At 28.4% G+C, this 23939-nt stretch carries 23 protein-coding genes and 1 tRNA gene; 8 read left to right on the plus strand and 16 right to left on the minus strand.

The genetic code is table 11. The features are described 5' to 3' along the window. Positions 1-15 precede the first annotated feature (15 nt). A complete protein-coding gene (purB, locus tag ATR_RS00295) occupies positions 16-1344 on the minus strand; it encodes an adenylosuccinate lyase (protein WP_115427512.1) in 1329 nt (442 codons plus the stop codon). A gap of 94 nt (positions 1345-1438) precedes the next feature. Here purB and ATR_RS00300 point away from each other — a divergent pair, with 94 nt between their 5' ends. After that, positions 1439-2347 carry an RluA family pseudouridine synthase gene (locus tag ATR_RS00300; protein ID WP_228254236.1) on the plus strand — a complete coding sequence of 303 codons (909 nt, stop codon included), beginning with the start codon at positions 1439-1441 and terminating at the stop codon, positions 2345-2347. 9 nt (positions 2348-2356) lie between these two features. Here ATR_RS00300 and ATR_RS00305 read toward each other — a convergent pair whose 3' ends face one another. The 8 genes from ATR_RS00305 to ATR_RS00340 form a co-directional block, all read right to left on the minus strand. Then, positions 2357-3619 carry a homoserine dehydrogenase gene (locus ATR_RS00305; RefSeq protein ID WP_115427514.1) on the minus strand — a complete coding sequence of 421 codons (1263 nt, stop codon included), beginning with the start codon at positions 3617-3619 and terminating at the stop codon, positions 2357-2359. A 59-nt stretch (positions 3620-3678) separates the two neighbouring features. Further along, a complete protein-coding gene (locus ATR_RS00310; RefSeq protein ID WP_115427515.1) occupies positions 3679-4887 on the minus strand; it encodes an LL-diaminopimelate aminotransferase in 1209 nt (402 codons plus the stop codon). Between the two features lie 4 nt (positions 4888-4891). After that, complete coding sequence (locus ATR_RS00315) at positions 4892-5698, minus strand: hypothetical protein (protein ID WP_115427516.1); 807 nt, start codon at positions 5696-5698, stop codon at positions 4892-4894. Positions 5699-5710: 12 nt separating this feature from the next. Then, positions 5711-6400 carry a 23S rRNA (guanosine(2251)-2'-O)-methyltransferase RlmB gene (rlmB, locus tag ATR_RS00320; RefSeq protein WP_115427517.1) on the minus strand — a complete coding sequence of 230 codons (690 nt, stop codon included), beginning with the start codon at positions 6398-6400 and terminating at the stop codon, positions 5711-5713. 15 nt (positions 6401-6415) lie between these two features. Continuing rightward, a complete protein-coding gene (gene rsmI / locus ATR_RS00325; RefSeq protein ID WP_115427518.1) occupies positions 6416-7237 on the minus strand; it encodes a 16S rRNA (cytidine(1402)-2'-O)-methyltransferase in 822 nt (273 codons plus the stop codon). Between the two features lie 9 nt (positions 7238-7246). Then, positions 7247-7450 carry a 50S ribosomal protein L31 gene (rpmE, locus tag ATR_RS00330; RefSeq protein WP_115427519.1) on the minus strand — a complete coding sequence of 68 codons (204 nt, stop codon included), beginning with the start codon at positions 7448-7450 and terminating at the stop codon, positions 7247-7249. An 80-nt stretch (positions 7451-7530) separates the two neighbouring features. Continuing rightward, on the minus strand, positions 7531-8406 hold the full coding sequence (gene miaA / locus ATR_RS00335) for a tRNA (adenosine(37)-N6)-dimethylallyltransferase MiaA (protein ID WP_115427520.1): 876 nt from the start codon (positions 8404-8406) through the stop codon (positions 7531-7533). Between the two features lie 8 nt (positions 8407-8414). Next, the gene (locus ATR_RS00340; RefSeq protein WP_128997251.1) at positions 8415-8678 is read right to left on the minus strand and encodes a hypothetical protein; all 264 of its coding nucleotides are present in this window, start codon (positions 8676-8678) and stop codon (positions 8415-8417) included. 20 nt (positions 8679-8698) lie between these two features. On the opposite strand from ATR_RS00340, the gene mqnP reads away from it, so the two are divergent. Next, on the plus strand, positions 8699-9574 hold the full coding sequence (gene mqnP / locus ATR_RS00345; protein ID WP_115427522.1) for a menaquinone biosynthesis prenyltransferase MqnP: 876 nt from the start codon (positions 8699-8701) through the stop codon (positions 9572-9574). A 47-nt stretch (positions 9575-9621) separates the two neighbouring features. After that, a tRNA-Arg gene (locus ATR_RS00350) sits at positions 9622-9698 on the plus strand. Positions 9699-9739: 41 nt separating this feature from the next. On the opposite strand, the gene ATR_RS00355 is transcribed toward ATR_RS00350, so the two are convergent. Continuing rightward, complete coding sequence (locus tag ATR_RS00355) at positions 9740-10897, minus strand: site-specific integrase (RefSeq protein ID WP_115427523.1); 1158 nt, start codon at positions 10895-10897, stop codon at positions 9740-9742. Between the two features lie 171 nt (positions 10898-11068). Between ATR_RS00355 and ATR_RS00360 the strand changes: the two genes are divergently transcribed. Then, positions 11069-12237 (plus strand): IS3 family transposase gene (locus ATR_RS00360; protein ID WP_115427524.1). Its coding sequence is split into 2 segments (ribosomal slippage): positions 11069-11321 and positions 11321-12237, totalling 1170 coding nucleotides; the frame shifts between segments, so codons are not numbered across the junction. 570 nt (positions 12238-12807) lie between these two features. Continuing rightward, positions 12808-14166 (plus strand): IS4 family transposase, encoded by a 1359-nt coding sequence (locus ATR_RS00365; RefSeq protein WP_115427525.1) that lies wholly within the window; start codon positions 12808-12810, stop codon positions 14164-14166. Between the two features lie 8 nt (positions 14167-14174). Here the strand turns inward: ATR_RS00365 and ATR_RS00370 are convergent, their stop codons facing one another. The 4 genes from ATR_RS00370 to ATR_RS00385 are packed head-to-tail and all read right to left on the minus strand — an operon-like array spanning position 14175 to position 17508. After that, the gene (locus tag ATR_RS00370; protein WP_115427526.1) at positions 14175-14750 is read right to left on the minus strand and encodes an ABC-type transport auxiliary lipoprotein family protein; all 576 of its coding nucleotides are present in this window, start codon (positions 14748-14750) and stop codon (positions 14175-14177) included. After that, complete coding sequence (locus ATR_RS00375; protein WP_115427527.1) at positions 14734-15654, minus strand: MlaD family protein; 921 nt, start codon at positions 15652-15654, stop codon at positions 14734-14736. Before ATR_RS00375 ends, ATR_RS00370 begins: the two co-directional genes overlap by 17 nt. Continuing rightward, complete coding sequence (locus ATR_RS00380) at positions 15654-16391, minus strand: ABC transporter ATP-binding protein (RefSeq protein ID WP_115427528.1); 738 nt, start codon at positions 16389-16391, stop codon at positions 15654-15656. The genes ATR_RS00375 and ATR_RS00380 overlap by 1 nt, the downstream gene beginning before the upstream one ends. A 1-nt stretch (position 16392) precedes the next feature. Continuing rightward, positions 16393-17508 (minus strand): MlaE family ABC transporter permease, encoded by a 1116-nt coding sequence (locus ATR_RS00385; protein ID WP_115427529.1) that lies wholly within the window; start codon positions 17506-17508, stop codon positions 16393-16395. A gap of 138 nt (positions 17509-17646) precedes the next feature. Here ATR_RS00385 and luxS point away from each other — a divergent pair, with 138 nt between their 5' ends. The 3 genes from luxS to ATR_RS00400 are packed head-to-tail and all read left to right on the plus strand — an operon-like array spanning position 17647 to position 19774. Further along, positions 17647-18162 (plus strand): S-ribosylhomocysteine lyase, encoded by a 516-nt coding sequence (luxS, locus tag ATR_RS00390; RefSeq protein ID WP_115427530.1) that lies wholly within the window; start codon positions 17647-17649, stop codon positions 18160-18162. A gap of 2 nt (positions 18163-18164) precedes the next feature. Then, on the plus strand, positions 18165-18914 hold the full coding sequence (locus tag ATR_RS00395; protein WP_115427531.1) for a tRNA (5-methylaminomethyl-2-thiouridine)(34)-methyltransferase MnmD: 750 nt from the start codon (positions 18165-18167) through the stop codon (positions 18912-18914). A 47-nt stretch (positions 18915-18961) separates the two neighbouring features. Then, positions 18962-19774 (plus strand): D-alanyl-D-alanine carboxypeptidase family protein, encoded by an 813-nt coding sequence (locus ATR_RS00400; RefSeq protein WP_115427532.1) that lies wholly within the window; start codon positions 18962-18964, stop codon positions 19772-19774. A gap of 4 nt (positions 19775-19778) precedes the next feature. On the opposite strand, the gene ATR_RS00405 is transcribed toward ATR_RS00400, so the two are convergent. Together ATR_RS00405 and metH are read right to left on the minus strand one after the other, a co-directional pair. Next, positions 19779-20276 carry a hypothetical protein gene (locus ATR_RS00405; RefSeq protein ID WP_115427533.1) on the minus strand — a complete coding sequence of 166 codons (498 nt, stop codon included), beginning with the start codon at positions 20274-20276 and terminating at the stop codon, positions 19779-19781. A 144-nt stretch (positions 20277-20420) separates the two neighbouring features. Then, the gene (gene metH / locus ATR_RS00410; protein WP_115427534.1) at positions 20421-23894 is read right to left on the minus strand and encodes a methionine synthase; all 3474 of its coding nucleotides are present in this window, start codon (positions 23892-23894) and stop codon (positions 20421-20423) included. Positions 23895-23939: the final 45 nt, after the last annotated feature.

The raw sequence follows: 23939 nt of genomic DNA on the forward strand, positions 1-23939 counted from the left end.
TGTCCCTATAAAAACTTATTTAAAAACTCTATTAAAAATTTTCTCTACATTTTTTGTATAGTAGTCAAAATTAAAACACTCTCTAATTTGCTCTTGACTTAAAGATTTTCCAAGTTCATCATCTGCAAGAAGATATTGTAGATATAAGCTTTCACCTTTTTCATTTGTAGTAGCTTTTCCTTTTTGTATCTCTTCCCAAACTTTCATAGCATTTCTTTGAACTATTTTATAAGCATCTTCACGGCTTACACCTTTTAAAGGAAGTTCAAGTAATACTCTTTGAGAAAATACAAGTCCACCTGTTAGGTTTAGGTTTTTCATCATATTTTCAGGCATAACCGTTAAATTTGCAATTACACTATTCATTCTATGAAGCATAAAATCTGTTGTGATAAATGCATCTGGTAACCAAAATCTCTCTGTTGAAGAGTGAGAAATATCTCTTTCATGCCAAAGTGCTACATTTTCCATAGCTGGAATACAGTAAGCTCTTATCATTCTTGCTAATCCAGTTATATTCTCAGTTAAAATAGGGTTTCTTTTATGTGGCATTGCTGAACTCCCTTTTTGTCCAGCTGCAAAATACTCTTCTGCTTCATAAACTTCAGTTCTTTGAAGATGTCTTACTTGAACTGCAAACTTTTCAACACTTGAAGCTAATAGAGCAAGTGTAGTTGCTAGTCTTGCATATCTATCTCTATGAATTACTTGATTACTACAAGGTTCAGGCTTAAGACCTAATTCAGCCATTGCATACTCTTCAAGTTCTAAAGGTGCATGAGCAAAATTTCCCATAGCTCCACTTATTTGACCAACAGCTATAACTTCCATTGTCTCTTCAAGATTTTTTAAATGTCTTTTAACTTCGTCATACCAAACAGCTAAAGTTAATCCAAAAGTTATTGGTTCCCCATGAATTCCATGACTTCTACCAACCATTAAAGTAAATTTATGCTCCATAGCTCTTTTTTTAATGCTTTCAAGAAGCATTTTTACATCTTTGATTATAATTTCCAAAGAGTCTCTCATTTGAAGTGCAACACCAGTATCAACTGCATCTGAACTTGTCATTCCATAGTGAAACCATCTTGATTCAGCTCCTAGGCTTTCAGATACACTTGTGTTAAATGCTATTAAATCGTGTTTTGTAATAGCTTCAATCTCTTCAATTCTCTCTACTGAAAACTTAGCATTCTTTACAATTTTATCACAATCATCATCTGGAATAAGACCTAATTTATTCCAAGCTTTTACTGCCGCTTTTTCAACTTCAAGCCAAGCTGCATATCTTGCTTCTTGAGTCCATTTTGAACTCATCTCTTCTCTTGCATATCTCTCTACCATAAAATATCCTTCTAATCATATTTCTATAAAATTTATACTATTATTATTAAAAATTAAGGGATATTGTATCCATTATGAACTTAAATATAGGAAGATGATTTTGCCATTTATACTCAAAAAATATAGTGCTATAAAAGATAAGAAAATACAGATTTTTTTAATACATTATTTAAATTACAACCCCAAGGTAGCCCAAAGACTTATAGGAAAAGGAAGAGTATTTAGAAGTGATATGAGTGCTTTTAATCCTAGTGATATAATCGATTGTGATGAGATTTTTATAGGTGTATTTGAGGGACAAAGTAGGGGTTTGAAACCTCTTTTAGAGTTTAAAGATTTTGCAATTTTTGATAAGCCAACAAATCTTATGGTTCATCCTATTTCAAAAAATACACCGTACTCTTTACTTGATGAGATAAGATTTCATTTTGGAGAAGATGCAAACTTAATTCATAGAATAGATGCTGAAACATCAGGGCTTGTAATTGTAGGTAAAAATAAAAGAAGTGAAGTAGAGCTAAAAGAGATGTTTCAAGATAAGAAATACCATAAATCTTATTTAGCAATTGCAAGAGGAAAAATAGAAAAAGAGTTAAGAATTGATAAAAATATCGATAAAGAAGGACTTTTAATAGGTGTTAAAATGAAAGTTTGTGAAAAAAATGAGGGTGGAAAAGAGTCAATTACAATTATAAAACCAATAAAATATAATAAAGAAAAAGATTTAACATTAGTTGAAGCTATTCCATTAACGGGAAGACAACATCAAATAAGAGTTCATCTGCACTCTATAAATCATACAATTTTAGGAGACCCAATTTATGGAATAGATGATGTAAATGCAGAAAATTATCTAAATAAAACTCTAAGTAGTGATGATAGATTTACTTTAAGTGGCTCATTTAGGCTTTGGCTTCATGCAAACTATTTGGAGTTTAGCTATAAAAACATAAGCTATAAAATATGCTCAAAAAATCAAGAGATAATAGATGAGTTTTTTTAAATAGAAGAGTTAATCTTCTATTCTTATCATTGCAGGTTTTTTAAGTACAACTCCAGAATTTTCAAGCTCATTTATAGCTTTTACAATATCTCTTTCTACACAAGTATGAGTTGTAAGAAGTAGGTTTGCTTTTGCATCTTTTTTTGCTTTTTGCATCATATTTTCAATAGAGATTTTATTGTCTCCAAAAACCTTTGCAACTTTTGCTAAAGTACCACTTTTATCCGCAACTTCTAGTCTTAAGTAGTATTTTGTTTTTATTTCATCTTTTGGCATAAGTGTTGGTTTTATGCCAACTTGTTTTTCGAAACCTAGCATAGGTGAGCCTTTACCTCGTCTTGCTATATCAATAATATTTGCAATAACAGCACTAGCAGTTGCATCACCACCCGCTCCAGCTCCATAGTACATAGTCTCTCCAACTTTGTCACCAATTACTGAAACTCCATTCATAACACCATCTACTTTTGCTATCATCTTATTTAGTGGAATTAAAACAGGATGAACTCTAAGCTCTATTTGATTATCCACTTTTTTTGCAATTCCTAGAAGCTTAATATTATAGTCAAACTCTTTTGCAAACTCTATATCTGTTTGTTTGATATTTTGAATACCTTCAATTAAAATCTCTTCAGGTTTTACATCTATTCCATAAGCGATTGAACCTAAAATTAGAAGTTTGTGAGCTGTATCAAATCCACCAACATCAAATGTAGGATCAGCTTCTGCATAACCTAAATCTTGAGCCTCTTTTAGAATCTCATCATAACTTGCACCCTCATTTATCATCTTTGTAAGCATATAGTTGCAAGTTCCATTCATAATACCTTGAATAGATTTAATATTATTTGCACTTAATCCATCTCTTAAAGCATTAATGATTGGAATTCCACCAGCAACTGCAGCTTCAAACTCAAAAGGAGTATCACTTGCTAGTTCTTGAAGCTCATATCTATGGTAAGCTAAAAGTGCTTTATTTGCAGTGACAACTGATTTACCATTTTCTAAAGCTTTTTTTACTATCTCATAAGGCTTTTCTATTCCACCCATAAGCTCAACAACAATATCAATATTTGGATCATCCAAAACCTTTGATACATCAGTTGTAAGCTCAATTTCAACATCTCTTTTTTTATTTAAATTTGAAACTACTCCAATAGTTGGAACTATCTCAACTCCAGCTCGTGAAGTGATAATACTTTTATTATCTCTTAAGATATTTGCAACACTTGTTCCAACAGTTCCAACACCAATAATTCCAACTTTAAGCATAAAATAATCCTTTTAAAAGATTCCTATCTAAAAGGAATCGTACTCATACATTTTTATTTTTACAGTGACGCTAAATATCTTTTAATATTTTTCGCAGCTTGTCTTATTCTTTTCTCATTCTCAATTAAGGCAATTCTTACATACTTATCACCATAATGTCCAAATCCAATACCAGGGCTAACTGCAACACCAGCATTTCTAAGAAGTTGTTTAGAGAACTCTAGACTTCCTAGATGTTGTGCTTTTTCAGGAATTTTTGCCCAAATAAACATTGATGCATTTGGTTTATCCATAACCCAACCAGCTTCTGCAAATGCTTGAAGTGTTACATCTCTTCTCTTTTCATATTTAGAAATAATCTCTTCTACACAATCTTGTGGACCATCAAGAGCCACAGTTGCAGCAATTTGAATTGGAGCAAACATTCCATAATCAAGCCAAGATTTAATTCTTTTTAAAGCACCTACAAGTTTTTCATTTCCTACAATAAATCCAACTCTCCATCCAGCCATATTATATGATTTACTCAAAGTAAAACATTCAACAGCAACATCTAAAGCACCTTCTGCTTGAAAAATTGAAGGAGTTTTATAACCATCAAAAGTAATATCAGCATAAGCGATATCAGAGATTATATAAAATCTCTCTTTTTTAGCCATATTTACTAATTTTGTATAAAACTCAGGAGTTACTGTTGCACAAGATGGATTATGAGGGAAGTTCACAACTACATATTTAACTTTTGGAATACTCTCATCTATTGTTTTTTGTAAATTTTTGAAAAATAGATCTTCATCTACTTTAAATTCACTATCAAATACTAGTTCAAATTTGTGAATTGCTGCACCATTTAGCATAAATGCATAAGAGTGAATAGGATAAGTTGGATCAGGAACAACAGCAACATCTCCAACATTTACAATAGCTTGAACTAAATGTACATATCCCTCTTTTGAACCCATTGTTGCACATGCATGTTTATCAGGATCTAAAAAATCAACATTATATTTTCTTTTATACCAGTTACAAATAGCAAGTCTTAATTTATAAATTCCAATACTCGCACTATATCCATAGTTTTTTGGTTTTAAACTAGCTTCTCTTAATTTTTCAACAATATGTGTTGGAGTTGGACCATCTGGATTTCCCATAGAGAAATCTATAATATCCTCACCATTTCTTCTTGCTTCCATTTTTATAGCATTAACTTCTGCAAACACATAGTTTGGAAGTCTTTTCATTCTTTCAAATTCTATCTCATCAAACATCTTACTACTCCTTAGTAATTATTAATCCATTTTTTATATTTGTTAAAGCATAAAAATCATCAACTTTTACAAATCTTGTATTTGTTGGAATATCAACTCTTAAATTTTTATGCAAAGTTTCACTCTCAAAAACATCAATAACATTAAAACTATCATCATAGAAGATAATAGTAGGATACCAACTATTCCCAATATTTGAGTCTATTTTTAGAGAATCACTATTTGCAATCTCTAAAATATATGGTCTTATTGGTTTTTTTAATGACACAGATGCTTTTGTAACTAAATCTTCAGCTTTATATATAGAAGATTTTTTTGAGTCAATATAATAACTCCATTTATTGTTACCCTCTTTTTTTATATCAATAATCCTACAATTTGTGCTTTGTAACTCTTGAGATAATCTAAGAGGGTTTATGGCGGCTGCAGTTTGTACTTTTATACTCCATTTTAGTTGATTATCAACTACACTTTGCTCAAGTGTTACAAAATTTTGAACACCTATCGTTTTTAAGATATCATTTATATTCTTAAAAGACTTTTTGGGGCTTGAAGTAAAAATAAAAGTTGCTTCAATTGATTGAGTTGAACCTAAATTTAGTTTTAAAAGATTGTTGTTTTGTAAAGTTTGAGAAATTTTTGCATAATCAAGGCTACCATTTGTATAAAAATAGCTTTGATTTTTAAAGATACTACTTATTAAATTTCTATGAGTATTGAAATCACTACTTCCAATTAGACCAATTACAGCTTGATTTATATTTGCATTTAAACTTAAGCATAAAAATATTATAAGTAGTAGTTTTTTCATATATTTTCCTTTTTATCTTTTTAGAGTATAAATTAAAATTGCAGCTGCTGAACTTACATTTAAAGAGTCAAATTCATGTTCCATTTTTATTGAGACTTTTAGGTCTAGTTTTTTTGCAACTTTTGGAGATATTCCTTCTCCTTCATTTCCTAAAAATAGTGCAACCTTATCAGTTTTTTCAATTTTTCCATATTTTTTGAGGTCAACTCCATCCATTGTTGCACCTATTAGTGTAAATCCTGCATCAATTAATTCACTTGCTAAATCAACACTTCTTGAATGAATTGCAAATGGTAAATCTAATAAAGCCCCAGCACTAGTTCTTATAGTTCCTGAGTTATTTATAGTTTTTATATCTGCTGCAATCATTCCCTCAATTCCTAAAGAGTAAGCAGTTCTTGCTATTGCACCAATATTTCCCACATCTGTAAGACCATCTAAAACGATGATAAAGTTCATATTTTTTATCTCTTTTAGTGGTGCATAGTGATAATCACTAAGTTTTAAAATAAGTCCTTGGTGGTTACCACCTTTACTTAAAGCTTGAGCTTTTTGGTTATCAACTTTATGAATTTTTTTATTTAGTTTTGCAAATCTTGAAAAAAGTTTACTATCAATCTCTTTTGATAAAAAAATCTCTTCTATTAAATCTTGGTGTTTTTCAAGCACATATAAAACTATCTGTTTTCCATATATTATCATTTCTTCTCGTTTAAATTAATTTTGAATTTTACCTAATAAATCTTGATAAATCTCTTTTACACTAGCACCTGTAAGCTTTGCTATTAATTTTGCTTTTATTTTTGGAGCAATATCAAGAGGTAAAATATCATTTAATTCAAGATTATAACCTGGCTTCTCTTTTGGTTCAATAACCACAACCCACTCACCTTTTATATCACTATCTTTTAGCTCTTCATATAGATTTTTTGCACTATTTTTATATGTTCTTTGATAAAACTTGCTTATCTCTTTTACTAAAAATATTGTTCTACTTGGCTCTTTTTTATTGAGCTCTTCAAGAAGTTTTAAAAGTCGATGAGGTGATTCATATAAAATACTAACTCTAGAACTATTTAAAACTTCTTCAAGTTTTGAAGCACGATTTACTCCTTTATGGTCTAAAAAGCCAAAAAATGTAAATTCAGTGTTACTAAAACCACTCATAGCAAAGGCTGTTAAAAGTGCATTTGCTCCAGGAATTACTTCATAAGGAATACTATTTTTTATACACCAATCAACTAAAGTAGCTCCAGGGTCACTAATACAAGGCATTCCAGCATCACTACAATAAACAACATTTTTAGAAAAAGTATCTTTTGAGATTGTTTTTAAAACATCAGCTTCATTGTGAGAGTGAAAAGATTTGAACTCTTTATTTGAAAAATCTAACTCATATTTTTCAGCTAAAAGATTTATAAGTTTTTTTGTGACTCTTGTATCTTCACAAAAAATTAGTTCCGCTTCCAATAGTGCATCAAGTGATCTTTTTGAGATATCATCAAGGTTTCCTATTGGTGTTGGAACTAAGCGCAACATAATAATGGACTATTTTGCCATATTATATTTAGCTTTGAATTTCTCAACTCTTCCAGCAGCATCAACAAGTTTTTGCTCTCCTGTAAAGAATGGGTGACAAGATGAACAAATATCAACTCTTAAAGATTCAACATTTGATTTTGTCTCAAAGCTATTTCCACATGCACAAGAAACTTTGCATATTTTGTAATCTGGATGAATATCTTTTTTCATTCCAATTTCCTTTTTATTTTTTAAACTTCTAAAAAAAGAGCAAGTCTTTGCAGGTCCTTTAATAGACTTTTGAACGGCGATTATATCGAAAGATACTTAATAATCTCTGAATTTAAGCTAGGAATTATATTTGAAACTCTATTAGTAAATTGACCTTTATTGAAAGTATTTTGCCTTTTTGCAAGTTTTAGCGTATTTTGAATAATTTTATCTTCTAGCTCTTGTTTTGATATTTTGCCATCAAGATACTCTAAAGTCTCAATTATTCCTATACTTGACATACAATTTGGAGCTCTTGTATATTTTTTTTCTAAATATATAATTTCATCTATTAGTCCAGATTTTATCATCTGTTTTGTTCTAAGTTTTATTCGCTTTATAAGCTCATCCTTTTCCCATAAGATTTCAAAAATTTTTAAATTTGCTGAGAGAGCAATTTTTGGGTTTTTCAAAAAATATTCACTTGGAGTTAAACCACTTTGTTTATAAATAGAGTAAGCTTTTTCTACTCTATATCTATCATTTGGCTCAATTCTTTGCATATATTCTTTATCCAAACTATAAAGCATATTATAAGTATCATTTAAACACATATCTAAATTTGTATTCTCTTTTAAACCATCACTTATTCCATCGGTTAAAGCTTTTAAATAAAAGCCTGTTCCACCTACAATAATTAAATTCTTCATATTCTCTTTTGCATATTTTTTTGCATTTTTATACAAATTTAAAAATTCAATAACATCAAATTTCTCATTTGGAAAAATTTCATCTATACCAAAATGGACTATATCCCCTCTTTCTATAGTTGTTGGCTTTGCACTAGCTATATCTATCTCTTTATATACACAAAGTGAGTCCAAAGATAAAATTATAGAGTTTGTTTTTATAGCTAAATCAAGAGAGAGTGCTGTTTTTCCTGAAGCTGTTGTTCCAATAATAGCTAGTTCTTTCATATTCTAATTTATTTTTCTCTTTTTTTTGTAGCTTCGCACTGCTCAAGCTCTTTTATAATATCATTTATCTCTTTCTCTTTTTGTGCAAGTTGTTCTAAAAGCAAGGAGATATCTGAGACATTTGATTTTTCTATTGTTTCATCAATTTTTGTAGCACAAGCTGTAAAAAGTATAGAAAAAAGGCTTAAAAGTATTATAAATATAGGTTTTTTCATAGGTGATTTCCATTCAAAATTTGGTTGATTATAGCTAAAAAGCATTAATTTACCCATTATTTGATAAAATCCTGCCCATGGAAAAATTAATAAAAAAGATAAAAGATTTTAGTGAATTAGTGATGTTTCAGCACTCTGTTTTTGCATTGCCATTCATATTTATAGCAATGGTTGTATCATCTTCACAAGTAAATGGAACTCCTTGGTTTGGATTTAAACTTTTGGTTTTGGGAACTTTATGTGCAGTATTTGCACGAAATTTTGCAATGGGTTTTAATCGTTTTATGGATAGAGATATAGATGCTTTAAATCCACGAACAAAAAATAGACCAAATGTAGATGGAAGAATATCTGCAAAAGCTATGTTTGTATTCTTTTTTGCAAATGCTTTAGCTTTTATTTTAGTAGCTTATTTTGTAAATAATTTGGCTTTGATTTTATCAGTTCCTATTTTAATAGTAATAGGTTCATATTCATACTTTAAAAGATTCTCATATTTAGCACATATAATTTTAGGGGTATCTTTAGCACTTGCACCAATTGCTGGAGTTGTAGCTGTGAGTGAAACTATTCCTTTATGGGTAATATTTTTGAGTATTGGAGTTATGTTTTGGGTTGCTGGATTTGATTTACTTTACTCACTACAAGATATAGATGTAGACAAAAAACTAGGTCTTCACTCTGTACCATCTATTTTTGGAGCGAATAAAACTATGCTCTTTTCAAAAATATTTCATACTCTAACTATAATTTTTTGGCTTTTATTTGTGATATATTCATCTAGCTCTTATTTTGCATATTTTGCTGTAGTTATAGCTACTTTGATGCTCTCTTATGAACACTATTTGGTTTCAAAAGATTTTAGAAAGATAGATAGAGCATTTTTTACTGTAAATGGATATTTAGGAATAGTTTTCTTTTTTTTAATAGTTTTAGATAATATCTTCTTTTAAAAATTTTAAGTAAAATTAGGATAGACTTCAATCCTAATTTTATAAGTGCGTCTGTAGTTCAACTGGATAGAATACTCGGTTTCGACCCGAGGGGTTGTGGGTTCGACTCCTACCAGGCGTGCCATTAGGCTCTCAAACCCCCTATTTTATAGGCTTTCAATCGATTTAATTTTTTTTCGGTGCCGATTCGGTGTCCAATAGTGTCCCGATTTTTTTAAAACAACTTCCAAAATTCATATTTTGAACTGGAATATATTGAGAATATCTCTCTAGTGTAATTTTTACATTTTCATGACCAGCAATTTTTGAAACATAATTTATATCTTCACCATTTGAAATAAGGGTTGATATAAATGTTCCCCTTGTTTGATGTAAATTTCTATATTCAATATTTGCTTTTTTTAGAGTTTTTACCCAAATTTGCTCTCTGATTTTTCCTGCTGAATGATAATGCTTATTTGTCTTTTTTGTTAAAAATAAAAAAGAGTTTTTTTCTCCAGTTAGCTTTTTTTGATTTTCTAAAAAAGGTATTAAAGCTTCAATAATGGGAATGATTCGTTTACTTTTTGAAGTTTTAAGAATATTTTTTATTTGACCATTCACAATTTGCTTTTTAACTGTAATTGTTCTATTCTCAAAATCTATACAATCCCAACTAAGCCCCAAGCATTCACCTATCCTTAATCCTGTCATAAACAAAGTAGCAATTAAGTTTTTATCTTGATTAGTAGCTACTGATAATATTTTATTTATCTCATTAGTTTTAAAAGGTGTTAATTCTAATCTTTTTATTTTTGTATCTTCTGTTTGATTTAAGCTTTTAACCTTTTTAACTGGATTTATTTTTAAAATTTCATTTTCAATAGCATCTTCAAACATTGTAAATAATAAACCTCTTATTTTTAAAATATAACTTTTAGATAATTTATATTCTTTCTGAAGTTTGTTTTGCCAAAGTGTAATTTCACTAGCTTTTACTTTGTCCAGTGATTTATGTCCAAAATCATTTTTTAAATATTTATCATAATTTTTAATATGCCCATAAATCGTGCTTTCACTTCTATTTCCACTATGTAATTCAAAAGAAAAATTCATATATTCATCAACAGTTGGGATTTTTTTATTATTGGTATTTAATTCTCCATTCATTAGTTTATATTTTAGCATTGGCAAGATTTCATTTTCTGCTCTTTTATAGTTTGCTTTTGTATTTTCTAACTCCAAAGATTTTCTAAACCTTTTCCCATTTATTGTATAATTTACCCATAAAGTTTCAATAATTCCCCCTTGAGTATTTTTTACTCTTTTTATATAAATATTCATTTTTACCCCTTTTTATGCTACATTTAATATTTTATTTACTAAATATTCATTACTCATTGAAATTCCCTTATCACCTGACATTGGAATGACCCCAAAAAAGTAGACAGAAATTTATTCAGTTAATTAAAATAACAATTTAGAGAAAATTGTAAACAATTGAAGGAATTAAAAATGGCAAGAAGAGAATATAGTGAAGAGTTTAGAAGAGATGCTGTAAAACAAGTTATAGAAAATGGATATGGGGTTGTTGAAACAGCTGAGAGGTTAGGTGTCCATTATGATTCTTTGAGAAACTGGATAAAAAAATACAAATCACCAGAAGCTGAAGTAGAAATAAAAAAAACTCAAGATACAACAGCTGAAATAAAAAGATTGCAAAAAGAATTAAAGAGAGTTACAGAAGAGAGGGATATTTTAAAAAAGGCCGCAGCGTACTTTGCAAACAACCCAAATTAAAGTACGCATTTATAAAGGAGTATCAAATACAGTACACAATCAGAAGAATGTGTACTGTATTGAAAGTTCATCCTAGTGGGTATTATAAATGGTTAAAACAACCTATTTCAAATTTAGAGATTGAAAATCAACAAATTTTACAAGAGATAAAAAAAGCATATAGAGAGTCAAATGGGATATATGGATATAGAAATATTCATAAAGATTTAAAGGCTTCAAATATACATGTAAATAAGAAAAGAGTTGCAAGATTAATGAAAGAAGCAAAACTTTGTGGAATAGGAAATTATAAAAGAAAACCAAAGCATAAGGCTGGTTCAATTCATAAAGCACATCCAAATCATTTAAAACAATGTTTTTTAACATATAAACCAAATGAATCTTGGGTTAGTGATATCACATATATCAGAACTTATGAAGGATGGTTATATTTAGCTACAGTTATAGATCTTTATTCAAGAAAAATAATTGGTTGGGCAACAGGACATAGACAATCAACATCTTTAATTATTAAAGCTTTGAAAAAAACAACTCACAGAATTAAAAATCATAAAGTAATTCTTCATTCAGATCAAGGTAGCCAATATAGTTCTTATGAATACCAAACATTTTTAAAGCATCATAATATTATCCCAAGTATGAGCCGTAGAGGTAATTGTTATGATAATGCAGTAGCAGAGAGTTTTTTTAAGACATTAAAAAAAGAATTAGTTAGAAAAACTATATTTCATACAAGAGCAGAAGCTAGAGATAAAATATTTGAATATATAGAAATGTTTTATAACTCAAAAAGACGACATAGTTTTTTAGATTTTATAAGTCCAAATGAATTTGAGAAAAGATACAATGATAGTGTTACTCAACCAAAGGTGTTAACTGATTAAAAAAGTGTCTACTAACTTGGGGTCATTCCAGTATTCTAAATCTATTTTTATACTCTTTATTGAAATTCATCTTATACCTCTTTATAATTCAATTTATCTTACTTTTAAATTCTCTCCTAAATTTATTTCCTACTACTATAAAACATTGGATAGTTAAACTATCGTTGATAACACTTTTTTCATTGTTCTCCTTCCTCTTTTACCTACAGTTTTAGTAAAGATTTTTTGCTATAAAAGATAATATAAAAAGTAATCTTTAATAAAAGTTAAGAAATAAGTTATTTTATAAAATTATTTGAAATTATTTAAAATTGTGATTTTTGAAATATAATAAATAGAAATAGAATTATAATGTGATTAGAGATTGAAATATAATATTTGGCTATTTTATTAAGGATATTTTTATTGTATTTCGTAAGATTTTAGGAGTTAGATTTAGTTTATTAAATAACTCAACTTTCGCACATAAAAAATCATTAATTTCTTATATGTAAAAGCTTTTAAAAGCCCATAAATAGACACTTTTTGATATAATTTCATCACCACAAATCAATTATAAAAGGTATTTTTATGGGTATTGACAATTTTATCCAAACTGCTATGAACAATGTATTAAAAAATCCTATTCTTTCTATTTTAAGAGATATAAATTTTAGTTCTATTCTAAAACAAAGCAATTTCATAAAAAAAGATATTGGCAAATCTCCATATATGATAATTTTACATTTTTTATATATGTTTATTATCAATAAAAAAATATCTACATTTATGAAATATAGCAATGATAGTTATAAAAAAGATGTTTACTACAGATTACTAAAAAGTAGTAAGTACAATTGGAGAAAATTACTATTACTGACATCTATAAAACTTATTAGCAAATTGCATAAACTTCAAAAAACTACTGATACAAAAGTATTGATTATAGATGATACTGTTGAAATTAAAAGAGGTAAATTTATAGAAGGTAGTTGTAAAAATCTTTGGAGCAATAAAGAACATAGAACTGTAAAAGGTTTGAATATTGTATCACTTAATTATAGCGATTGTTATACGGATATGATGTTGGATTTTTCTATAAATTATAATAAAAATCAAATTGTAAATGTTGATGAAAATAGTTTTCATCATAAAAGCAATGCTTATAAAAGAAGAGTTGAAGGTAATGATGGTAAAAATATTTTAGCTCTTGATATGTTGAAACGTGTTTTAAAATCTGGAATATATTCAGATTATCTTCTTGTTGATAGCTGGTATGCTAAACCAAATTTTATAAATGAAGTAAAAGAAAATGGTCTTGATGTAATTACAAGAATTGCAAACAATCCTAAAATCTGGCAATTTACAGGTAAATTTAAAACACTTGAAACACTTTACAATTATGCAAAACAAAATAAAGCTTCAAGACTTGGAAACTATAACTCTATAAAATACAATTATGTTTCAACTACAACTACACATAAAACACTTGGTAGATTAAAAATTGTATTTATTAAAACCAAAGATAATCTAATTCCAATAATATCAACAAATACAAATTTATCTGATATTGAAATAATCAATACATATAAAAAACGATGGAATATTGAACAAGGATATAAAGATTTAAGAGAATACTTTCAATTTGGTAAAGAAGAAAATCGTATCTTTGAAGCTTTAATAGCTCGTATTACACTTTCATTTTTAGCTTATAATCTTACAAGCTATATTAATAGAGTTCAAAATGAACCACAAACCTTAGGTAATCTTTTTAGAGATTTAGAATGCCAGCTTGAAACTCTAGCAATATCTATGGAATTATTTGTAAAAATCCTAGAACAATTGATACAATCTGCACAAATAGTCAAGAGAAATAAAGATTTAGAGCAAATCATTCATGTACTCAGAGTTTACACTAAAAAACAGTTAGGTTTTATGTGCGAAAGTTGAGTAAATAATTAAAAACTATTCAATAAACTCTCTATACTCTCTTTTAAAGCTCTATTTGTGGCTTCTACAAAACCATAAGCATTATTTGATTTACATAATACTATTTTATCAAAATTAAAAGATTTTAAAACTTTATCATCTTTTACTAAATCAAATTTAAGTTTTAAAATAGCATGGGATTTATTATCTTCAAAAGTTTGATAAAGTTTTATAACTTCGCTTTTTAGACTATATTCATACTCTATTTTTTTATCTCTTAAAACTATATTTTCAAAAATATTACTTGTCAAAAATGAGTCTGTAAGTTGATTGTAAATCATATTTGAGGGAAGATTTATCCATCTATTTTGTGCGTACTCTTCAAATAAGTATGGTTTTGTACTATAAAAAATAGAACTTAAGTTAAAACTTCTATTTACATTTACCTCTTCAATAAAAATTGAGTTTAGTTTTGGAGTTTTGGCTATTTTTTGAGTTTTGAAATCTATTGCATAGTGATTTATCTCTATACGCTCTTGTTTGAAGCTACACCCTGTAAAAATTAAAACTATCAAAAAAGCCAAAATTTTATTTACTATTTTCATCTTTCTCTCCTGGTCCATATTTTATTGTTTTTTGTTTAAATATTAAGTCACTTGGACTTTCATTTAGATTTTTCATTAAATCTTGAGTTTGATTTAAAGTATTATCCAAATTTTTTAAAACTATTTCTAAGTTATCAATACTATCTTGAGCCATACCTTTTATATCAAAAGTTCCTTTATCAAAATCCTCTTTCATCTTAGTTGTTAGTGCTTTAAAGTTATCAGCTGAAGTTTTTACACTTATAAAAGAAGAGCTTCCAATAGTAGCAAAGTTTTTCATACCTAGTAAAAGCTCATCAATATTATTTTGATTTTTTACTAAGTAGTCAGAAAACTTTTCAATATTTGCCATACTTTTTTGACTATTTTCAAGAAGTATTGAGAAGTTTTTTAAATTGTCTTCATTTAAAACATCTCTAAATGAGTGAAGTAAAATAGTAAGCTCTTTTGTAATATCTTCTGTAGAATCAACAAGATTACTTAAGGCTGATTTTTTTGAATTTATTATTTTTATACCATACTCATTTTCCTCTAAAGATTTAGCATCATTGCTTCCACCTTTTAGTTCAACATACTTTAATCCTGTAATCCCTAGATTTCCTAAAATTGCATAGTTATCCTCTTTTAATGGAGTTCCTTTTTGAATCTGTATCTCTACTTCAATTTGCTCTGAGTTGTATGGATTTATCTTTATATTTTTTACAACTCCAACATCAAAGCCTTTATATTTTATAGATGAACCTATATTTAATCCAGAGACACTTTCATCAAAATAGATATAGTATGTATCATATTTTTTATCTTCTAAGCCATATTTTCCTAACCAAAATATTGCAACTATTAATAAAAAAGATATTGCACTTACAAATAAACCTATTCTAAAAAAATTAATTTTTGTATCCATTAATCTGCCTTTTTGTGAGTTAAAAAATCTTGTATAAACTTATCTTTTGATTTCATAGCTTCCTCTATATTGCCATCAAATATTATCTGTTTTTTTATAATTATAAACCTATCAAGTACGGTTTTTATAGTTTCTAAATCGTGAGTTATTATAACTGTTGTAATATTTAAACTCTTTTTTAAATATAGCAATAGCTCATTTATACTTTGTGTACTAGCTGGATCTAATCCACTTGTTGGCTCATCCAAAAAGAGGAGTTTTGGTTGCATTGCAAGACTTCTTGCAAGGGCTACTCTTTTTTTCATTCCACCGCTAAGTTCACTAGGATATAGTTTTGCTGTATGTTTTGGAAGTCCAACTATATCCAAATTTGTGTAAGCAATTTTTTCTATCAAATCATTTGGTAAATTTGTGTACTCTTTTAACATTACACTTATATTTTCAATCACATTTAAAAAAGAGTACAATGCCCCAAATTGGAAAAGATATGAAAAATTTAGCTTTAGAGTTTCTAAATCATCTATCTTTAGTTTTGAAATATCTTTATTAAAAATCTCAATTTTCCCCTTTTGTATTTGATTTAACATAACTATTTGCTTTACCAAAACACTCTTTCCACTTCCACTTCCACCTAAAACTCCAAATATTTCGCCCTCATTTACACTAAAAGAGATATCATTGTGGACAATATTGTCTCCAAAAGCTGTGTGAAGATTTGAAACTTTTATTATTTCCATTTTATATTCCCATTTTAGTAAATATCACAGAGAAAACTGCATCTAATAGAATAACTACAAAGATTGCATTTACAACACTTATTGTTGTATATTTTCCAATACTCGTAGTATTGTTTTGGACTTGAAAACCTCTAAAACAACCAATAATAGCTATAAAGAATCCAAAAAATATTGCTTTAAATACTCCTAGTAGTAGATGTTTTAGAGGGACTTCATTTTGTAATCTATTTATAAACTCTATATATGTGACATCTAAACTTGTAAAGGCAATTAACATTCCACCCATTACTCCAATAATATCTGCAAAAAAAACTAAAAGTGGTAAAGAGATACATAAGGCAAAAATTCTAGGGAGTGTTAAAAAAATTATTGGCTCAAAATTCATAGTTCTCATAGCATCTATCTCTTCTGTTATTTTCATAGCTCCTATTTCAGCAGTGTAACTACTTGCACTTCTTCCTGCTATTACAATAGCAGTTACAAGAGGAGCTATCTCTCTAAACATAGTAATACTTATCATCTCAACTACAAAAATATTTGCTCCAAACTTTTCAAGTTGGACTGCTCCTTGATAAGCAATTACCACTCCAACTAAAAAAGCAGTAACCCCTACAATTAAGAGTGCATCTACGGCTGATGTTTCAATATATTTTAAAGTAGCTTTAACTCTAACTTTTTTTGGATTAAATATTAAATAGATAAGAAAATAGAAAACTTTTCCTACAAAATCTATAAATAGTTTGGTAGATTTTAATATCTCATAGGTTTTTTTTCCAACACTTTCAAAGAATTTGTTTAATACTTTTTTGTTTTCAAAAGATTTATCTTGATAATGTTTTTGATAAAACTCAAAAATTTGCTCATACTTTTCAAAGTTTAAATATGAGATGTTTTGCTTTTTAAATTTTTTTAAAAATGAGATTAAATAGATAATAGCAATGCTATCAAGCTCTTTTAAATTTTCAAAATCTAGAGATATATTTTTATTTGAATGAAAATCCAAATTTTTCATCTCTTCTATAATATTTGGCATACTATTTTTATTCCAAATATTTAGAAGAGTTAAATTATATTTATCTTCTTGTTTTTCTAAAATAAAATATCTTATACTTTTCATAGTTTTGTTATTTCTCTTTTTAAAATAGTATAGTTTATAGTATCTAAAATTTACAAAAATACTCTTTTTTAAGAAAACTATCTTTAAATTTCTTTAGCTATAATCTTGCAAAAATTAATATATCAAAAAGGATTTTATATGCCATTATTAGATAGTTTTAGAGTTGACCATACTATTATGCCAGCACCTGCAGTACGAGTTGCAAAAGTTATGCAAACTCCAAAAGGTGATAATATCACAGTTTTTGATTTAAGATTTTGTGTACCAAATGAAAAAATTATGAGTGAAAAAGGAACTCACACTTTAGAACATCTGTTTGCTGGGTTTATTAGAAATCATCTTAACTCACCTAAAGTTGAGATTATAGATGTTTCACCAATGGGTTGTAGAACTGGATTTTATATGAGTTTAATAGGAACTCCAAAAGAGGAAGAGGTTGCCCTTGCTTGGAAGAAATCTATGGAAGATGTATTAAAAGTTGAAAAACAAAGTGATATTCCAGAACTAAATATTTTTCAATGTGGAACATGTGCTATGCACTCTTTAGATGAAGCAAAAGATATTGCAAATGATATTTTATCTTCAAATATTGGAGTAATGTCAAATGAAAAACTATTTTTAAGTGAAGAGAAACTAGCAAGTCTAGGAAACTAAATTTGAAAGATGACAAACTGGTTACCACAAGTGATGGTAGCCATACTCTTTTCTCGCAAAAATATAATCAACATTTTCATAACACTGAAGATGGTGGATTAAGTGAAGCTTTAAACAAACATATTATTCCCGCATTTATATATTTACAAGATAAAAAAGAGGTAAATATTTTAGATATCTGCTTTGGTCTTGGTTATAATAGTTTTGCAACTATTTATTATATTTTAAAAAATAATTTAGATATTAAAATAAATATTTATTCTCCTGAATTTGATTTAGATTTGATAGAAACTTTAAAAGATTTTACTTTTCCAAAAGAGTTTGATGAGTTCAAAAATATTATAAATGAACTATCAACAAATCAAAAATATGAAGATGAAAAGATAAAAATAGAGATTTTTATAGGCGATGCAAGAGAGTATATAAGAACTTTTCCAGAAAACTTTTTCGATATAGTATATCAAGATGCTTTTTCAAGTGAAGTTAATTTTGAGCTTTGGACAAAAGAGTATTTTTCTGATATTTATAAAATATGTAAAAATAACTCTATTGTTACAACTTATGCTATCTCTACAAATATAAGATTATCTATGTATGAATCTGGTTTTTATATCTATGAAACAAGACCAACAAAAAGAAAAATAACTTTGGGCTTTAAAAAGGAGCAAATGATGATTGGTAAATATATAGATATGGAACTAAAAAAAATTAGAAACAAAGACGCAAAAGCCTTATTTGATAGCTTTATTTAACTTTTTTTTAATATAATGCTAATTCTAAAAACGAACAGGAAACCAAAATGAGAATCTTTTTTAAAATATTTGTCTTGCTTTTAAGCCCAATAATTGCTCTTGCTTATAATGATGCTAATGTTTTCCAAAAAATAGAAAAAGATTTAGACTCAATTATTGTAAAAGATTTAAACAAAAAACAGTTGATTTTTCAAAAAGATGCAAATCAACAAATAAGACCTGCTAGTCTTACAAAGATTATGACATCTATCTTAGCAATAGAAAGTGGTAAGATGAATAATATAGTTACGATTACTGCTGAGATGAAAAAAGTTGAGCCTACAATTATGAATTTTAGAGTTGGAGAAAAATTTTATCTAAAAGATTTAGTAAATGCTGCTATGATAAAATCAGCAAATGATGCTGCAAATGCAATTGCAATTTATCTTGGAAATGGAAGTAAACAAAAGTTTGTAAATATGATGAATGCAAAAGCAAAAAAACTAGGTATGAAAAATACAAATTTCCAAAACCCTTGTGGGTTTGATGCACCAAATCATAAAAGCACAGCAAGTGATTTATTAAAACTTACAGAATACTCTATAAAAAATAGCTCATTTAATAATATTGTAAAAAAAGAGAGCTATAGTTTTAAAGCAATAAATACAAAAAGAGCTTACTCTGTGCATACAAGTAATAAACTTCTTCCAAAAGAGAAATATATGATTGGAGTTAAAACTGGATACACAAGCAAAGCTGGACCTTGTTTAATTGCAAGAGCAAAAGATGGGAAAAAGGATATTTTGTTAGTAATGCTCAACTCACAAAATAGATGGGAAAATACAAAGTTAGCTTTAGATACAGTTTTAGATAAGAAATAGATTGCTAAATAGTAGTCAATCTATCTAAAATATATTTTTGTAAATCTCTTTTTGAAATCTCTTCTTTCATAGCCTCTTCAAAAATCTCATTTACTTTATCAACATACTCTTCATAGGCAAAAAATGGAAAATGTAAACTCCAAGCTTTTTTAAGTCTGCTTTTTGTCATTGCATTTTTCACAATATCTTTAAAATAGTTAAATCCCATAAAGATAAGTGCAGTTATTATCATTCCACCAATTATTGAGATATGAGAGTCTATTTTTGCCAACATTTTATGAGTAAGAAGAGATATAGGGACAAGAATTGCTAAAATCAACCAAATATATACAAGATAAGCTCTTGTTAATCTTAGTCTAAATCCTAGTCTTGAACTATCTACTTCCATATCATTACTAAATTGAACAGAAGCAACTAACATATCTTTTAATAAAATTGGTTGCTTTGAAGTAGCATAAATGTAACTTAATATATAATTTTTAATACTCTTTTCTCTATTCATAATATTTCCTAAAATAAATTGTGACAATTCTACCTTAGTTTGCTGTAATAATTGTTAAAACATTATATCTAAGATTAATTTTGATAAAGATATAGAGAAAATGAAAAGATTTAAAAAGAGTTAAGAAGCTAAAACTTCTTAACTCTAAACATTGTAGTAATTTGCCTCTTTATTATGAACTACTATTGCACAAGTTGTCTGTTCTGGATGCATTTGGAATGTTTCACTAAGCTCTATTCCAAACTCTTCTGGATTTAGTAAATCAAAAATATCTCTATTTTGTGATAGTTCTGGACATGCTGCATAACCTGGAGAGTATCTACAACCAACATATTGTTTCATTTGAACATCACTTAGTTTATGCCCCTCTTTAGGAACAATATTTAAATCTAGTCTTATTTGTTTATGTAAAACTTCAGCAAGAGCCTCAGCTAATTCAACTCCTAGACCATGAATTTGATAATATTTTGCAAATTCACCTCTATCATAAAATTCTCTTTCATAATCAGTGATTTTAAGTCCACAAGATGCTAAAGTAAAGCCTATAACATCAAGTCTATCAGAGCTAAAAAAGTCAGCTATACATCTAAAAGGTTTTCTTCTTTGTCGTGGAAACTCCATAACTTTTATAGCTTCAGTAAGTGGTGGCACATTTTTTGCCTCTTCAAGATTATTAAAACTATACTTTTTATCAAAGATATATAGTTTATTATCATGTGATATACAAGGAAAATAGCTATAAATAGCTATTGGGTCATGAATTTTTTTGTTTATTAATTCATCCTTTAAACTATAGTATAATGGTTCAACCACATCTTTTTCATATTTCATAAATGCTTCAGGTGTCTGTTTTCCTCTTTTATATCCCCATCTTTGTCTAAATAAAACTCTATGATTAATCCAAGAAAAAATAAGTTCACGATCAAGCTCATCACTCTTTTTTGCAACCCTTTCCCAATATGGAGGTACCACAAAATCTCTTTTTGGCATCTCTATTTCTTCATATGGAGGGATTTCTATCTCCTCTTTTTCAACTCTATCGCTTGTATCAACTCTTTCAATTAAATCAGCTGCCATTCTTGTATCAAGCTCTCCACCTTTTTCTACTCTTTGCATAGCAATAACACCATCAAAGGCATCTCTACAATAGAAAATTGGTCCATCATAAATTGGTCTGCAATAATCATCAACAAAATTTTTAGTAAGTGCGGCTCCACCTAACATTACAGGAATTTTAAGTCCAAGTTTTTGCATCTCTTCAAGATTTTCTTTCATAACAGCTGTACTTTTTACTAAAAGTCCACTCATTCCAATAGCATCTGCATTATGCTCTTTTGCTGCATCTAAAAATGATTGTAAATCAGCTTTTATCCCAATATTTACTATTTTAAATCCATTATTACTTAAAATAATATCTACTAAATTTTTTCCAACATCGTGAACATCTCCCTTTACTGTACCAATAACCATTGTTGTTTCACTTGTTTTTTCCTGTTTTGGTAAATATGGATTTAAGCTATCAACAGTTGCTTTCATAGTCTCTGCACTTTGAAGAACAAATGGAAGTTGCATCTGTCCACTTCCAAAAAGTTCTCCAATTACTTTCATTCCATCAATTAACCACTCATTTACAATTATTTCAGGTGGCATAGAATCTTTTAGTTCTAAAACTAAAGGGAGCATTCTCTCTTTATCACCATCAAGAAGTAATTTCTTCACCTTATCAATTGGCTCTAATTTTTGATACTCTTCATCACTTTGCTCTTCTTGATCTTCTAAATTTGAGAAATGCTCTATGAATTTAAAAAGTGGGTCACCATCTATTTGATTATTGAAGATTAAATCATCACAAGCTTTTTTATCTTCGTCACTTATTTTATTTAGTGGAATAATATGTTTTACATTTACAATAGCACTTGTAAGACCTGCTTTTACACAGTGGTCAAGATAGATTGAGTTTAAATAAATTCTTGCATTTTGAGCAAGTCCAAAAGAGATATTTGATAAGCCTAAAGTTGTACCAGCTTCTGGATGTCTTATTTGAAACTCTCTTATTGCTTCCATTGTCTCTATTCCAGCTGTTCTATACTCATCATCTCCACTTCCAATAGTAAAAGTAAGCATATCAAAAACTAAATCAGCTGGGTCAAAACCGTGTCTATTTACACATAAATCAAAAATTCTCTCAGCTACTTCTAGTTTTCTTTTTTTATCTTTTGCCATTCCAATTTCATCAATAACTAAACAGACTAAAGCAGCACCAAATCTTTTTGCTAATTTACAAACAGCATCAAATTTCTCTTCTCCATCTTCAAGGTTTACAGAGTTTATAATACATCTTCCACCAATTTGTTTTAGTGCAGCTTCTAAAGCTTTTATCTGAGTAGAATCTGGCATAAGTGGAAGAGAGATTTTTTGAGAGTATAAAGATACAACTTTATCCATATCTCCTGTTTCATCTCTTCCTGCAAATCCAACACTAACATCAATTACATGAGCTCCTGCTCTTACTTGTTGTTGTCCAACACTCAAAGTTCCCTCATAATCATTTGCTTTTAAAAGTTCTCTAAATGCTTTACTACCAGTTGCATTACTTCTTTCTCCAATTAAAAGTGGAGCAGGTTCTTGCTTAAGTGGTACAATATTGAATAAAGATGCTAATGAAGCTTTTAAGAATCCACAAGGAGCTTTTGGAATAATACCTTTTACAGAGTTGCTCAATTTTTTTATATGTTCAGGAGTTGTTCCACAACAACCACCTAAAAATGAAACTCCATTAATATCTAAAAAACCTTTTTGAAGTGTTGTAAACTCATCAGGTCCCATTGGATAAAAACTCTTTCCACCTTTGTTTTGAGGAAGTCCTGCATTTGCATGAACAGAAATTGGGAATTTTGATACTTCACTTAAACTTTTTATATGTTTCTCAACTTGTATAGGACCTGTTCCACAGTTAAATCCTAAAGATAAGATATTAAATGGTTTTAAAATAGTTGCTATTGTTTGAGCATCCGTTCCAATTAACATTGTTCCATTTAGCTCAATTGTTACTGAAACCATAATAGGAATTTCTGGAGCAACATCATTTAGAGCATGAAGTGCAGCTTTGATTTGAAGAGGGTCTTGACATGTTTCAAGTAGGAAAACATCTGCTCCTCCGTCATGTAAACCTTGAGCCATAATCTTATAGCCTTCATACATAGAGTCATAAGTGATATGTCCAAGCGATGGCAACTTTGTTCCTGGTCCAATTGAAGCCAAAACAAATTTTGGCTCATCTTTTGTACTATATTTCTCGATGGCTTTTTTAGTTTGAGTTGCTGCAAGTTTTGATAATTCATAACTTAGATGTCCAATATCATACTCATCAAGTACCCAAGGCATACTACCAAATGTATTTGTGCTTATAAAATTTGCTCCAGCTTTTGCATAATTTTCATAAATCTCTTCTAAAATATGTGGAGCTGTTAGGTTTAGTAACTCATTACAACCCTCTAAATCTTTACTTTCATATTGCCAATATTCACTTTTTATATCTCTTTCTTGAAGCTGTGTTCCCATAGCTCCATCTATTATTAAAACTCTATTTTTTATTAAATCTTCAACTATTTTTTTCATCTGCTCTTCTTATATTTATTTAAAGTTTATATTATAATTTAATAT

It is taken from the genome of Aliarcobacter trophiarum LMG 25534 (genome assembly GCF_003355515.1).
Lineage (GTDB): Bacteria > Campylobacterota > Campylobacteria > Campylobacterales > Arcobacteraceae > Aliarcobacter > Aliarcobacter trophiarum.

Excerpts from the sequence above, each read along its gene's own strand:
- luxS (WP_115427530.1), top strand. The coding sequence starts at position 17,647 with ATGCCATTATTAGATAGTTTTAGAGTTGACCATACTATTATGCCAGCA.
- ATR_RS00370 (WP_115427526.1), bottom strand. The coding sequence starts at position 14,750 with ATGAAAATAGTAAATAAAATTTTGGCTTTTTTGATAGTTTTAATTTTT.
- ATR_RS00385 (WP_115427529.1), bottom strand. The coding sequence starts at position 17,508 with ATGAAAAGTATAAGATATTTTATTTTAGAAAAACAAGAAGATAAATAT.
- rlmB (WP_115427517.1), bottom strand. The coding sequence starts at position 6,400 with ATGATAATATATGGAAAACAGATAGTTTTATATGTGCTTGAAAAACAC.
- metH (WP_115427534.1), bottom strand. The coding sequence starts at position 23,894 with ATGAAAAAAATAGTTGAAGATTTAATAAAAAATAGAGTTTTAATAATA.
- ATR_RS00300 (WP_228254236.1), top strand. The coding sequence starts at position 1,439 with ATGATTTTGCCATTTATACTCAAAAAATATAGTGCTATAAAAGATAAG.
- ATR_RS00375 (WP_115427527.1), bottom strand. The coding sequence starts at position 15,654 with ATGGATACAAAAATTAATTTTTTTAGAATAGGTTTATTTGTAAGTGCA.
- mqnP (WP_115427522.1), top strand. The coding sequence starts at position 8,699 with ATGGAAAAATTAATAAAAAAGATAAAAGATTTTAGTGAATTAGTGATG.
- ATR_RS00315 (WP_115427516.1), bottom strand. The coding sequence starts at position 5,698 with ATGAAAAAACTACTACTTATAATATTTTTATGCTTAAGTTTAAATGCA.
- ATR_RS00340 (WP_128997251.1), bottom strand. The coding sequence starts at position 8,678 with ATGGGTAAATTAATGCTTTTTAGCTATAATCAACCAAATTTTGAATGG.
- ATR_RS00355 (WP_115427523.1), bottom strand. The coding sequence starts at position 10,897 with ATGAATATTTATATAAAAAGAGTAAAAAATACTCAAGGGGGAATTATT.
- rpmE (WP_115427519.1), bottom strand. The coding sequence starts at position 7,450 with ATGAAAAAAGATATTCATCCAGATTACAAAATATGCAAAGTTTCTTGT.
- ATR_RS00380 (WP_115427528.1), bottom strand. The coding sequence starts at position 16,391 with ATGGAAATAATAAAAGTTTCAAATCTTCACACAGCTTTTGGAGACAAT.
- ATR_RS00310 (WP_115427515.1), bottom strand. The coding sequence starts at position 4,887 with ATGTTTGATGAGATAGAATTTGAAAGAATGAAAAGACTTCCAAACTAT.
- ATR_RS00400 (WP_115427532.1), top strand. The coding sequence starts at position 18,962 with ATGAGAATCTTTTTTAAAATATTTGTCTTGCTTTTAAGCCCAATAATT.
- purB (WP_115427512.1), bottom strand. The coding sequence starts at position 1,344 with ATGGTAGAGAGATATGCAAGAGAAGAGATGAGTTCAAAATGGACTCAA.
- ATR_RS00365 (WP_115427525.1), top strand. The coding sequence starts at position 12,808 with ATGGGTATTGACAATTTTATCCAAACTGCTATGAACAATGTATTAAAA.
- rsmI (WP_115427518.1), bottom strand. The coding sequence starts at position 7,237 with ATGTTGCGCTTAGTTCCAACACCAATAGGAAACCTTGATGATATCTCA.
- miaA (WP_115427520.1), bottom strand. The coding sequence starts at position 8,406 with ATGAAAGAACTAGCTATTATTGGAACAACAGCTTCAGGAAAAACAGCA.
- ATR_RS00405 (WP_115427533.1), bottom strand. The coding sequence starts at position 20,276 with ATGAATAGAGAAAAGAGTATTAAAAATTATATATTAAGTTACATTTAT.
- ATR_RS00305 (WP_115427514.1), bottom strand. The coding sequence starts at position 3,619 with ATGCTTAAAGTTGGAATTATTGGTGTTGGAACTGTTGGAACAAGTGTT.